Below are 13191 nucleotides of genomic sequence, written 5' to 3' on the forward strand. Positions count from 1 at the left end.
ATGGAAAGCAGTGCGCATATTGGAAAGGTGATGCTGAGTTTGGATTAACTGGTTATAATACAGATGTATTTACATATGTTTACCTTAAATACTTTTTTATGAAAACGCTGATAAAATCACCCCTGTTTATTCTTTTACTGCTCATTATACTGGCAGGCTGTAAAACGAAATCTTTAGAATCCAAATTGAATGGACAGTGGGAACTACGGCATGTTAAAGGCATACAAGTGGCTAACGTGGATCCGAACTTTCCAAAGGGGAATGGATATATCCTGAAATTTGACAATGGAAAGCTGGAAAAGTATGCGAAAGGAAAGTTGGAAGAGGTGGATGATTATACCGTTAAGGAAGAAAAAACCAGGATCAATAACAGCGAGGTGATGTACAGTATCTTTTTCAAAAAGGCGAATTCCACGAAGCATTTCAATATTTCTGATCAGAAACTGATCATATTTGACGGAGAACTTGCAGCAGATGGGACGGAATTTGCATATGAAAAGTTATAAAAGGAAGACTTTGTCGGTTTTACAGAAAATTTGATAATTCTTTAGCAGTAAAGACAAAAAATAATACCTTTAAAAAATAAATTTTAACGTTAACGTGCTCCATTAACTGTAAAAGCTTAACTGACGGACTAATAACAATGGCTTCTTATAGTTCATTTAGCGACATGGAATTAACGGCTTTGTTAAAGAAGGGGGACCATGAGGCCTTTGTAGAAATTTACAACAGGTTTAAGGCTCCATTGTATGTTCATGCCTATAATAAATTAAGAAATACAGAGGAAGCTAAGGATACCATACAGGAATTGTTTACTAAACTGTGGAACAACCGGGAATCACTTACGCTAACGCATGACCTGATTTCCTATCTCTATGCTTCGGTGCGAAACAGGGTTTTCCGGCAGATTGAAAGAAAGGGGCTGGAGTCGGGCTATATCAGTTCTATTCAGGATACCATCCAGAACGGATATAATTTTACAGATCATCAGGTACGAGAGAAGCAGCTTTCTGCGATTATTGAAAAAGAGATTGAAGCTTTGCCCGCTAAAATGAAAGAAGTATTTGTGCTGAGTCGAAAGATGAATTTGAGTCACAAGGAAATTGCTGAACATTTAGGTATTGCTGAGCCTACAGTAAAAAAACAGGTAAACAATGCATTAAAGATACTTAGGGTAAAACTGGGTATTTTTGTGTATTTAATATTTTTATTAAAATAATTTCTTTTTCTCTACGCCCAATCTACTTTTCAGGTATCATACATATAACAGACAGTATTAAGGAAGTTTGTGAGGCTATGAATAAAGAAGAGGTTTTCGAACTGGTCAGAAGATATAATGAAGGGAAATGCACAGAGCAGGAGCAAAGTTTGCTGGAAACCTGGTATGTGAACCAATCTTCTGCACCTGCCGGAGAGATTACTGAATTTAAACTGGAGCAGGATCTTCATGATATTTTTTGCGCCTTACCTAAATCAGGTAGAAAAATGAAGCTATGGTATAAGATTGCTGCAACTGCGGCTGTTTTGCTGATGATAGGGGCAGGATATTTTTATATGTGGCGACAAGCTACTGAAAATAAGGATCAGATTTATGTAAGAAATGACATAAAACCGGGAGGAAACAGGGCTGTAATTACGCTGGGAAATGGAAAAACGATCGATTTGAATAAAACAGGGACCGGAATACTGAGTCAGGAAGCGGGTTTGCTCATTACAAAAGCAGCTGATGGACAGGTCATATGTAAGCTTGATCCACATGCAGCGAAGGAATCTTCTTTGATGACGATTACTACCCCCAGAGGCGGGGCTTATATGCTGGAGTTACCAGATGGAACGAAGGTTTGGTTAAATGCAGCATCTTCTTTACAATACTTGCCTGTTAGGGCTAAGGCAGCTGAGCGACGGGTAACACTTCAGGGGGAAGCTTATTTTGAAGTTGCTAAAGATAAGACCAAACCATTTTTTGTAGAGACAGCACACCAAGTAATTAAGGTACTGGGAACACATTTTAATGTGAGTGCGTATGAGGATGACCCAAGTACAAGAACTACTTTGTTTGAAGGGTCTGTATGGGTTCATGAATCAAGGCATGGCGTTAAATTTGCCGGTAATCAGGCTGTATTGGTGCCGGGACAGCAATCTTTATGGACTTCTAACGGACTTAAAGTTCAATTGGCTGATCTTAAAGAGGCATTGGCCTGGAAAAATGGCTATTTTATTTTTAATGAAGAAACACTGGGCAGTATTATGCAAAAGGTGTCCAGATGGTATAACATAGATGTTGTTTTTAAAGATGATTTAGAAAAAACATCATTTATTGGAGTCATCTCCAGATCGAAGAATCTGGCCTCTGTGCTACAGTTGCTCCAGGAGACAGGAAATGTTCATTTTAAAATGGAAGGAAGGAGCGTGATCGTTATGAAATAAAAACTACAACTCAAGAAAGGGTAGTTAAAAATAGCCGGGAAAGATCCGACCCTCTCCCGGCAGCAGTTTGAGCTTACCCGTTAAAACCGTATTAACAATTATCAACAACCTAAACCCAAACCAATCAAATATATGATTTATTATCATCATGGGAACAGCCCTTGTCAGGGTGTTCTCAAAAAATGGATTATGCGGATTAACCTGACCATTATCGCTATGATCGCTTTTTTTCTCCAGGTCAGTGCAGGTAGTTATGCACAACGGATCACCCTGAATGAAAGAAATGCTTCATTTGAAACCATCATAAACAGTATACAGGCCCAGAGTGGCTATGATTTTATTGGCAACACGAACCTGATTAAGAATGCAAGGCCAATTAGCATTCATGTAACGCAGGTGAGTCTGAAGGAAGCTCTTGATCTGTGTTTTGCTGACCAGCAGCTGGTCTATGTATTGAAGGACAGGACCGTTGTAGTTAAAGAAAGGCCTGCCTCAGTTGTGGAAAAGGTATTGGATTTTTTTAATGCTGCAGATATAGAAGGTAAGGTGACGGATGAAAAAGGCGCTCCTTTGGTAGGAGCAACGATCCGGGTAAAAGATGCACGGAGATCTGTCGCAACCAATGTTAACGGGGAGTTCTCCCTGAGAAACATAGATGAAAATGCGATCATACAAATTTATTATATAGGCTATAAGACCCGGGAGCTGTCTGTAAAGTCACTGAAGACTTATTCCGTGATCAAACTGGAGGTGAATACCGGTGAATTGGATGAGGTAGCAGTAACTTATACTGGTTATCAGAAGATCAAAACGGAACAGCTGACAGGATCTGTGAGTTCCATCAATACAAAAGCATACGAATCCGTAATTACAACTAATAATTTCCTGCAGGGTCTCCAAAACAAATTACCAGGCTTGCTGATTAATAATGATCTGAAATTTGAAGGCAATTCATTATTCCAGGTGCGCGGTATTTCTACTATTTCAGCCAATAAACAGCCACTGGTCGTGGTCGATGGTTATCCGACAGAACTAAGTCTGGATGCGATAAATCCCAATGAAATAGAATCTGTAACCTTATTAAAAGATGCTGCTGCAGCTGCTATTTATGGTGTCCGTGCCTCTAATGGGGTGATCATTGTGGAACGCAAGAAAGCAAAAAGAGGGGATACTAAATTTGAATTCCGGAGTACGCTGGGTATTACTCCGAAGGAAGATTATAGTACCTATAGATTGGCGCCTGTAAAAACGCCGATGAACTACAGAATTGATTCCTATTACAGGAATGGTGGACAGGGCCGCGATTATTATATTAAAAACCCGGGGATGTATGCTCCTGGAACAGAGCCCATGCTGGATCTTTCTGCCATGAAGAACCCGACAAAAGCAGATACCCTGGCTATGGTTCAAAAAATGAATGCCATCTATGATTATGATAATACAAAGGATTTCAGCAGGTTATTTGAACAAAACAAAGTAACTCAGCAATATGATTTCAATCTTTCAGGAGGTTCAGACAAAGCACTGTATTTTATATCCTCCAATTTTACCAGGAACCAGTTTTCTTCCGTAAAAAATGATGACCGGAAATTTTTGCTTTCGGGTCGGGGAACCTATACTTTTAACAGTAAACTTTCTTTCCGGCTGACTGCAGATTTTAGCCAGTCCAGGGCAAATGCTGCGCCTAAATACAATTACACTGATTTTGCATCCTTTGAACGTTTCCAGGATAGCAATGGGAACGCTCTGCCTTCTTTTGCCGGTTCGCCTACCAATCCATTATATAATCCTGGTATAATGGCATTGGGGTATTATGATAACCTGAATTATCCCTTAACAGAACTAAATGAAGAGCGGGACATCAATAAGCTGACCATGAATAAGATTGTTGGCGATCTGAGTTATAAAATAATTCCTGACCTGACATTGACCCTTGGAGGCGTATATGAGTATAGCAATCAGAACAAATTACATTATGCTTCAGAAAATTCGTCACAAAGCCGGCAGTATGTGAATTACTACAGTGAATTGAAGAACGGGAGCATTTTATTTAACCTTCCACGGGGAGGATATCAGACGACAACGGTTTCCAGTACTTTAGGTTATACGTTTCGGGGCCAGCTGAGTTATAATAAAAAACTGAATGAAGACCACTCCCTTAATCTCATCGCTGGTGCGGAAATGCGTAAAATAGTGAATGAAGCCAGCAGTTTCGCGAATTTCGGATATAATGAACAGACTATGTTACAAATGCCTGTTGATTATACCAAGATCCTAGGCACCGATTACTGGCCGAACTCAAGGTTCCCGCAGAATCCAGTATTGAGGTATACCAATTTGTTTAATAAGGCCTATCAGGAGGACAGATATGTTTCTGCTTATTTTAACGGTGTGTATGCTTATCAGTCCAAATACATCCTTTCGGCTAGTTTACGTATAGACCAGTCCAATTTATTTGGTACCGATCCTAAATATCAGTTCAAACCGCTCTGGTCAGTTGGGGCTGCGTGGAATATCGAAAAGGAAGCCTTTATGAAGTCGTTGACCTGGGTAAACAGTCTGAAGCTTCGTCTGTCTGAAGGCTTTAATGGAAATGTATCTAAAGAAAGTTTGCCTCAGATTGTTGCGAAATATGCATTGAATAACCGTACGCAACCGAACGCGACTTCATTGAATATCATCAGCCTTGAAAATAGTTCCTTGAGGTGGGAAGAAACCAATAATTTTAATGCCGGCCTGGATTTTACCTTGTTCAACAGAATTTCCGGAAGTGTAGATTATTATTTGAAAAAGAGCAAGGATCTATTGGCCAATGCCGCAATAGATCCGACGAAAGGTGCTGCAGCGACGATCCTGAACTCTGCCAGAATTGAAAATAAAGGCCTGGAATTTACGCTTAACGGCGACTGGATCCAGCGCAAGGATTTTAATTGGAATACCGGAGTTGCTTTCAGCTACAATACGAGTAAAGTCATCGATGTATATCAAAACAACCTTAAATACAATTATCAGTATGTTGATGGTTCGGTTGCTGCAAATTACATTGTGGGTTATCCGGTGGGTTCTATGTTCAGTTATCGCTTTGCAGGGTTAAATTCACTTGGCCTGCCAACAGTCTATGACCAGAATCACAATGCAAAACAGCTTAGTTATATCAGTAATGATGAGGGGATCCGGGATCTGGATTATTCTGGTAACAGTATTCCCGCCTATACCTTTGGTATGAGTAACCGCTTTGATATTGGACCTTTTTACCTCTATTTTATGGTCGATGTCAATGCCGGGTTCAAAACCCGGATACCAAGACCTTCACCAGGTGCTATGCGGCCAATGGAAGGCGCAGAAAATTACTTCAGAAATCCAGGTGATGAAAAGAATACGGATGTAATGGGTTTTCCTGGAACCTATAGTTACGATAGTAATCGTATATATTCAGTTTATAATAACTCTGATACCTATGTGGTGAATGCGGCCTATCTGTTATTAAGGGACGTGACTGCTTCTTACAGATTGAATTCCACCTTCCTGAAACGCATTGGGTTCAGCAATTTTGAACTTAAGGCCCAGGGTACAAATTTATATACCCATGGTTTTAACAAATATAATTACAGTGTGATCACGGGTTCTTATATGAGAAGAAACCTTGTGCCAACATTCACTTTAGGTTTATTCACCAATTTTTAATATTCCACATCATGATTTTTCATAAACACTATATACTGGCTTTTCTTCTGATCCTGGTTTGTGGTACTTCCTGCAAAAAGTTTCTGGATATAGAGCCAAGGGGAAAGGTAATGCTAAAGACCATTTCCGATTTTGATTTGCTTTTAAATGGCAGAGGACTAACTACAAGTGGTAATTCTTACCTCAATTTAATGACCGACGAATGTGATAAACCTGCTATTAAGTCGGATGATTACAGTTCTGATGCTTTATCCTATCTGTGGCAGGAACAATTAACCGCAGATGCAGGTAAACCCCCTGTGATCTGGACAGAGGCTTATACGAACATTTATGTATACAATGCAGTGATCAACCAGGTAGAAAATGCTACTACAGGGTCGGTACTGGAAAAAAAGAAGCTGAAGGCCGAGGCTTTGCTGGGGCGGGCATTTGAGTATCTCTATCTGGTGAATATGTATGCAAAACCTTATAACAAAGCTACTGCCGATGTGGATTTATCAGTCCCATTTGTCAGCTCAACGGATATCACTACAAAAACACCAGCCAGGGCCACGGTTAATTTTATGTACAACCAGATTCTGGGCGACATCAATGCGGCACTTCCTGACCTGGTAAAGGGGAATAATCCGAATAAGTTCAGGGGTTCCGTAAATGCAGCCTATAGTGTACTCGCAAGAGCCTATTTCTGGAAGAATGACTATGCCGAGGCGGCAAAGTATGCTGCACTGGCGCTTGCTGATCCTGCCAACGGGTTGCTGGACCTGAATACTTTTGCTGCCCCGGGCGATATGCCGGCAATGATTGCGAGTAAACAGGAAATTTATGCAAGGTACGGAACAACTCCCGTACAGACCCTGGCCTCAGATATCAATTTCCTGAAAACCTTCAGCGAGGGAGATCTTCGTTTGAAAATGTATTATGTGAATGTGAGTTTGAATTATGCACCTGTAGAAACGATTGATTTTACCAAACTGAAAAGAGGGGATATCCTGTTTTACCCCCAGGGACCGGTACCAAGTTTCGGGACTTCTGTAGCTGAAATGAAACTTATCATTGCAGAGGCTGCTGCAAGGAGCGGTAACCTCAGTCTTGCCCTGAAACATCTAAATGAATTGAGGCTTTCCCGCATGAGTAACAAAAAGCCTTATCAGCCTTATGAATCGTCAGACGCGGAAATGGTGCTTCAGCAAATTTTAATGGAAAGAAGACATGAGCTTGCATCTAATGGAATGAGGTGGATAGACATGCGCAGGCTTGATGTGGAAAAAAGGATTCCTGCGATAAATCGCTTCGATGCTAACGGAAAGATTATTATGACCCTGCAGCCAAACAGTACACAATATGTGCTGAAAATCCCGACCAATGTTTTAGGTTTTAACCCGGACATGCCTCAGAATTAAATAAACCTAGGTTGAAAATGATGAAACTAAAAAAACGAATGATATTTCTTCTCCTGGCCTTGTGCGCAGGGGCGCCGATGCTGAATGCTCAGTCCTTCTCTATTGCAGGAAAAGTCGCTGATACTAAAATGGCCCTTGATCAAATGATCTATCTGAAATTTAAACAAAACGGAAAAGAGATCAAAGACAGTGCCCAAATGGTGAATGGGGTTTACGCCTTTAAGGGGACAATTCTTTACCCTGTTAAAGCCATACTCCAGTTAAAAGTACCTGATAGTATAGAAAGTTATTATAACACGAGGCATTTTTTAAAAGAATATAGTTGTACTTTCTATCTGGAAAGAGGGGCTATAACCGCAGATTCCAGAAAAAAGCTGGATCAGAGCCTTATTAAAGGCTCGCGGGCAGATGCAAATGCCAGGGAGCTTGAGGTAATACTTAAGCCATATTACAAGGAAGGGGATATGCTGTATAAGCAAGAAGGCAGGCCGGCATATGAGCGAAAGGATAGTATTGCAATAGCCGCCTATACTAAAAAGATGTATGTCAATGAAAGTCGGATGGACTCGGTAAGGAAAGCCTTTATGCTTTCTCATTTACAATCGGGTGTTGCATTGGATATGTTAATGGAATATACCCGGAGTTTAATGGATCCAAGAGAAATCGAACCTTTATTTAACCAGTTGGAGCCCTCTTTAAAGGCTTCGGATGAAGGTAAAGCTTATTGGACCCGAATTCAGGGGGCCAAAAGAACAGCAATAGGGATAATTGCACCCGATTTTACATTAAAGGATAGTGAAGGTAAAGAGGTCAGTTTATCTTCGTTGAAGGGCAAACTGGTTCTGCTGGATTTCTGGGGAAGCTGGTGTTACCCCTGCCGAGCCAGCCATCCGCACCTTAAAAAGCTGTATCAGGAGTATAAAAACAAGGGTTTTGAAATTTTAGGAGTTTCCAGTGAGTCTGGTAAAGCGGAGGAAGATTATAAAAAATGGACCACAGCGATGAAAGAAGATGGTATGAACTGGCTCAATGTGTTAAGCAACACCAGCAGATCGGAGCGATCGAGGGGGATATTGAATCAATATAGTGTCACCGTATTTCCTACGAAAATATTAATTGATAAAAATGGGGTAATCTTAAAGCGCTTTGCAGGAAATACTCCAGAAAATGCGAGGTTGCTGGATCAGACAGTAAAGGATTATCTGGAGCGCCATAAACTTTAGATTGTTGTCATCTAGGGTCACTAAATCATGAAGCGGTTAAGGCAGGTGCTTTAACCGCTTTATTGTTTATAACCCGGGTATGGAATTGACAAATAAAACCAAAATCACTAAATTGCTGTTGTTTATCTGTAAAATTCAAGTCTATGTCTGAAGTAAAAGAACAACATCGGGAGTTGATGAAAGCCGAAATTCTGGCAGCAAAAGGAAATGAGAAAATGCTGTATAACCTGCAGCCTAAAGCGTATCATTTACTTCTCCAGGAATTTAAACAAAAAGCTGCGAGTAAAGACCCCTTAAAAAGACTGGAAGAAATTTGTAAGACTTATTTGAATTTTGGCCTGGAAAATCCGGAGACTTATGAACTGATGTTTGTTCCCGTTCTGGATGAATCTACAGGTAAGGTTATGCTCCACAACGAAAAAGATGTGGAGGTATTTAGTTACTTTACTGATTGCCTGGAAAATTGTATGAGGAGGGAAGCTGTCCGGTTTAAAAGTGCAGAAGTAGGTGCTCTACAAATCTGGTCTATGATGCACGGCTTAATTTCTCTTAACCTGCGCTCCCGGATCAGTGTTATTGGTATTGCAGATGAACTTGTGCCTGTAACGCTAAACAAGACCGTCGATCATTTCCTGGCTTCTATTACCAGATAGGAAGAGATTTTTCTTATCATTGTAGAAATACAGAAAGATGAAGCTTCAGGAAATTAAACTTAGTACAAACGATATTAACGCAACCGCCTCTTTTTACAAAGAAGTCTTACAACTGGAGCCCATCTTCAATGTAGATTACAGCATTAGTATTGAAGCAGGGCGGTCGGTTCTGACTTTTATACAAAATGATGATATAGAAACACCGGTTTACCATTTTGCTTTTAATATTCCTCAGAATCAGCTTGAGCAGGCTATTGAATGGGCAAAAGGGAGGGTTGAATTATTGAGACTTCCTGAAAATAAAGTGATTGCAGATTTTGAGAACTGGAATGCAAAAGCGATTTATTTCCTGGATAATAATGGGAATATACTGGAGTTTATAGCCCGTTATGATTTGCGTAACAAATCAGATCAGACTTTCTCTACGCAGGCCATAGAATGCATCAGTGAGATAGGAGTTGCTACAGATCAGGTATCCGAGCTGGCTGATCAATTGATAGCGGCCTATGATTTACCTGTATTTGCGAAACAGCCCCGCGGTGAAAAATTTACAGCACTGGGCGATGACGAGGGTTTGCTGATTCTTGCTGAGTTTGGCAGGAATTGGTTTCCAACGCAGATTCCCGCCGATAGCTTCCCCATGGAAATCGTAATAGACGATAAATACGGGAAAAAGGTATTGTCATTATAGAAATTTTGATAGGGTACAGTAGCAAACTAATTGAATAGGCAAACAATAATAGAATACCAACTGTTACGTTTTAATACAATATGTAAATTTATGAAATTCCCTATAATACCTTGTATTGCACTTATCGCAGCTGTATTGACTCAAGGCTGTGTCAGCAATAAAAAATTCAATGAGTTACAGGCAAATTATAAGCAGTTACAGGACAAGAATCATGAGCTGAACCAGAAATTTCAGAACAGCCAGCAGGAACTTTCAGGTTCCAGTACCAGGGTAAAAAGTTTAGAGGAGCAGATTGCGTCAGAGCGTTCTAATGTAGCGGCACTTCAGCAGGCCCTGAACAATTGCTTAAACAATAGTAAACAAGGCAACGTAAATATTTCTAAACTGGTGGATGAGATCAATGCTTCTAATAAGTACATCCAGCATTTGGTGAATACTAAAAATACCAGTGATTCTTTGAATATGGTGCTGACAAATAATTTAACCAGGTCATTAAGCCGCGAGGAAATGAGTGATGTAGATGTGCAGGTACTTAAAGGTGTGGTCTATATTTCTCTTTCTGATAATATGCTCTATAAATCGGGTAGCTATGAGATTTCTGATAAAGCAGGAGCAACGCTGAGTAAGATTGCCAAGATTATTAAAGATTACCAGAATTATGATGTGCTGATAGAAGGTAATACCGACAATGTTCCCATTTCGCAGGTTAATATCCGCAACAACTGGGATCTGAGTGCTTTAAGGGCATCTTCTGTGGTACAATCTTTACAGAACAATTATGGGGTAGATCCTAAACGTTTAACAGCGGGTGGACGAGGAGAGTATAATCCTGTTGCCGGAAATGACAATGAGGCGGGAAAAGCCAAGAACAGACGGACGCAGATCATCATCACGCCAAAACTCGATCAGTTTATGGAGTTAATCGGGAAGGCGCCCGAGACGCCAAAACCTTAAAAAATCACCTTAGAGGCACGAGTTCGTGCCTCTTTTTTATAATCGATACCCTGTCTGTTGTCTTGCAGTAAGAAAATCTGAAATCAACTGATCAACTTAAAATAGATCTGTTGAAACAGTTTGTCTAATTTTATGTTTATCAAGTTAAACATTCAAGATTGATGACAACCTCATTTAACGGCCTCTCAGATATAAAAATTTATGAGCGTATTTAGAAAACACTGCAGGATCTGGAGGGGAAAGAATACGCTGGAAATGTTCCTTTTGGAGTATCATAAAGAAGTCATTGTAGCTGGTGGTCTTATTAACGGAAATGATCTTCAAATGCGTTACAAGGTCTTTCTTGATCGGAATTGGGCAGTACAAAAAGTACATTTAGGATTATTGAATGCGCCTTTCAGCACATTATTTATGGAACAAGTGGAACCGGGGAAATGGATGGATGGCCTTGGAAATCATTTGCTAATGCTGGATGGATGTACTGATATTGACATTTCTGCCACACCATTTACAAATACAATCCCGATTAAACGCATGGCTCAAAACCGGATGGCTAAATTTAAAGTTGCTTATATTAATTCTTTTAATTTGACCGCCCATAGTGTAAGTCAGATTTATACCAATAAAGGGTGTGATATTTACAGGTATGAAAATTTGAACAGTCTATTCTGTGCAGATATTTCTGTGGATGTTTATGGGTTGATAGTTGACTACCCAAAACTTTTTCAAGCTATATATGTTAATGATGAAGAGTATATTTGATCAACGCCACTGTGTTGCTTATTTCAGAAAATCTGGATATGAAATAGTACAATTTTCATTCCGGACTTTCTTTGTATATCTATATTTTGAGCTGAAGTTCCTGAATGCTGATTTCATTTAGAGGCTTATTATTGCTGCTTTATCTATTGTTTTCGCCTTTCTGCCTATTCTTGCTTTTATAGTGTTTAATCTGGCGGTACTTTTGATAAGTATTTTTTGCACAACACACCTAAATGAAAATCATGTCCCTGATAAATGAGAAGGAAATTTATGTTCCTGAATTTGACGATGCCGTTTCTTTGCACCCGGAACAGCTGGTCATTAATGCGTTAGAAGTTTTGCTGGATAATGACCGCGAGGCTTTGCCTGTTCGTAAAAATGGAGTTTGCGTTGGTATTGTATATACCAAGGATTTAATCTGGTTCCTGACGAATAGCAATAAAGAGTATAATTTGCTCTTTCATAAGTTTAATTTTGATTTGAATACCGCAGTTGCTATGATGCATTTAAAATAATCCAACCGCAACTGCGGTATCGCAATGAAATCTTATTGCCACTTTAATACGATTGTTCCCTGATCTACAAAATAGGCTAGTGTGGTTATGATACACATGAGGCAAACAAATAGGATTAAAAGTCTGTATGCTTCTTTATCTGTCTTTTTTAAGGGGTGTGATTTTTCCTTGTCCATGATATTGTCGTATTGTTTTGTAAAGCTGCGTACCAAAAAAGTGCCTTAATTAGAGAGCTGGAGTAAAAATGCAGTCTATGTTGTTTAAACAACCATTATATTTTTTTAAAGCGATTACTGGCGTTAAAAAGTCTTTCATTTTGAAAGGTGCTTTATCAAAATAACAGGGAAGGTAAAAAATAATACTTTTCTAAAACTTTATTTATACTAGTGCGTTTATACAATTGAGAGAGTTAATTTAGATAAGCGGGACACGTTGGACGACGTGTTTCGCTTTTTTATTTCAAAAGAAGATTCCGTGTTCTTAAAATTTATTTGGCTTGTTCGCTAAAATATTCTTTAATTACAGCTTCTTAAATCAGCTATGGAACAGGAAATCGGCAGCAGTTTAATTCTACAGGTATTCCCTGAAAACATCAAATTCCAGCATCCATGGAGAAAGTATCAGCAGCGGGTTCTGGATAGTCTTGAGGAATATATAGCTGATGGGCATTTACATGTTATCGCTCCTCCAGGTTCAGGAAAGACGGTGCTGGGGCTTGAGGTGGCATTAAGGTTAAACCAACCGACCCTTATTCTTGCGCCAGCTATTGCCATAAGAAACCAATGGATCCAAAGATTTTGTGAATTATTTTTGGAGACCAACCTGCCGCCTGAGTGGATATCAACAGATATCCGTAAACCTGGTTTTATGACCGTAGTAACC

The 13191-nt window shown here is 39.7% G+C and carries 12 protein-coding genes; all 12 read left to right on the forward strand.

Annotation, left to right across the window (positions count from 1 at the left end; translation table 11 throughout):
* On the forward strand, positions 1 to 506 hold a 506-nt coding region (locus VNZ46_RS20105), incomplete at its 5' end, for a hypothetical protein (protein WP_325561955.1).
* Positions 507 to 643: 137 nt separating this feature from the next.
* Entirely contained in the window at positions 644 to 1219 is a 576-nt protein-coding gene (locus VNZ46_RS20110) for an RNA polymerase sigma-70 factor (RefSeq protein ID WP_325561957.1), read from the forward strand.
* Positions 1220 to 1296: 77 nt separating this feature from the next.
* Positions 1297 to 2427, forward strand: coding sequence for a FecR family protein (locus tag VNZ46_RS20115; RefSeq protein ID WP_325561959.1), 1131 nt, complete (start codon positions 1297 to 1299; stop codon positions 2425 to 2427).
* A gap of 132 nt (positions 2428 to 2559) precedes the next feature.
* Positions 2560 to 6111 (forward strand): SusC/RagA family TonB-linked outer membrane protein, encoded by a 3552-nt coding sequence (locus tag VNZ46_RS20120; protein ID WP_325561961.1) that lies wholly within the window; start codon positions 2560 to 2562, stop codon positions 6109 to 6111.
* An 11-nt stretch (positions 6112 to 6122) separates the two neighbouring features.
* Entirely contained in the window at positions 6123 to 7511 is a 1389-nt protein-coding gene (locus tag VNZ46_RS20125; protein WP_325561963.1) for a RagB/SusD family nutrient uptake outer membrane protein, read from the forward strand.
* Positions 7512 to 7528: 17 nt separating this feature from the next.
* Positions 7529 to 8734, forward strand: a complete 1206-nt coding sequence (locus VNZ46_RS20130; RefSeq protein WP_325561964.1) for a TlpA disulfide reductase family protein — start codon at positions 7529 to 7531, stop codon at positions 8732 to 8734.
* Positions 8735 to 8877: 143 nt separating this feature from the next.
* Positions 8878 to 9387, forward strand: a complete 510-nt coding sequence (locus VNZ46_RS20135; protein ID WP_325561966.1) for a TetR-like C-terminal domain-containing protein — start codon at positions 8878 to 8880, stop codon at positions 9385 to 9387.
* Between the two features lie 37 nt (positions 9388 to 9424).
* Positions 9425 to 10078, forward strand: a complete 654-nt coding sequence (locus VNZ46_RS20140) for a VOC family protein (protein ID WP_325561968.1) — start codon at positions 9425 to 9427, stop codon at positions 10076 to 10078.
* 90 nt (positions 10079 to 10168) lie between these two features.
* Positions 10169 to 11032: an OmpA/MotB family protein gene (locus tag VNZ46_RS20145; RefSeq protein ID WP_325561970.1), complete on the forward strand. Its 864-nt coding sequence runs from the start codon at positions 10169 to 10171 to the stop codon at positions 11030 to 11032.
* A 201-nt stretch (positions 11033 to 11233) separates the two neighbouring features.
* Positions 11234 to 11794, forward strand: a complete 561-nt coding sequence (locus VNZ46_RS20150; protein WP_325561972.1) for a putative glycolipid-binding domain-containing protein — start codon at positions 11234 to 11236, stop codon at positions 11792 to 11794.
* A gap of 242 nt (positions 11795 to 12036) precedes the next feature.
* Positions 12037 to 12309 carry a CBS domain-containing protein gene (locus VNZ46_RS20155; protein ID WP_325561974.1) on the forward strand — a complete coding sequence of 91 codons (273 nt, stop codon included), beginning with the start codon at positions 12037 to 12039 and terminating at the stop codon, positions 12307 to 12309.
* A gap of 540 nt (positions 12310 to 12849) precedes the next feature.
* On the forward strand, positions 12850 to 13191 hold a 342-nt coding region (locus VNZ46_RS20160), incomplete at its 3' end, for a DEAD/DEAH box helicase family protein (protein WP_325561976.1).

It is taken from the genome of Pedobacter sp. (assembly GCF_035566355.1).
In the GTDB taxonomy this organism is placed as follows: Bacteria; Bacteroidota; Bacteroidia; order Sphingobacteriales; family Sphingobacteriaceae; genus Pedobacter.

What these genes read in the sequence shown, in the direction of transcription:
- VNZ46_RS20120 (WP_325561961.1), top strand. Translation starts at nt 2,560, where the DNA reads ATGATTTATTATCATCATGGGAACAGCCCTTGTCAGGGTGTTCTCAAA.
- VNZ46_RS20110 (WP_325561957.1), top strand. Translation starts at nt 644, where the DNA reads ATGGCTTCTTATAGTTCATTTAGCGACATGGAATTAACGGCTTTGTTA.
- VNZ46_RS20145 (WP_325561970.1), top strand. Translation starts at nt 10,169, where the DNA reads ATGAAATTCCCTATAATACCTTGTATTGCACTTATCGCAGCTGTATTG.
- VNZ46_RS20115 (WP_325561959.1), top strand. Translation starts at nt 1,297, where the DNA reads ATGAATAAAGAAGAGGTTTTCGAACTGGTCAGAAGATATAATGAAGGG.
- VNZ46_RS20155 (WP_325561974.1), top strand. Translation starts at nt 12,037, where the DNA reads ATGTCCCTGATAAATGAGAAGGAAATTTATGTTCCTGAATTTGACGAT.
- VNZ46_RS20140 (WP_325561968.1), top strand. Translation starts at nt 9,425, where the DNA reads ATGAAGCTTCAGGAAATTAAACTTAGTACAAACGATATTAACGCAACC.
- VNZ46_RS20125 (WP_325561963.1), top strand. Translation starts at nt 6,123, where the DNA reads ATGATTTTTCATAAACACTATATACTGGCTTTTCTTCTGATCCTGGTT.
- VNZ46_RS20130 (WP_325561964.1), top strand. Translation starts at nt 7,529, where the DNA reads ATGATGAAACTAAAAAAACGAATGATATTTCTTCTCCTGGCCTTGTGC.
- VNZ46_RS20135 (WP_325561966.1), top strand. Translation starts at nt 8,878, where the DNA reads ATGTCTGAAGTAAAAGAACAACATCGGGAGTTGATGAAAGCCGAAATT.
- VNZ46_RS20150 (WP_325561972.1), top strand. Translation starts at nt 11,234, where the DNA reads ATGAGCGTATTTAGAAAACACTGCAGGATCTGGAGGGGAAAGAATACG.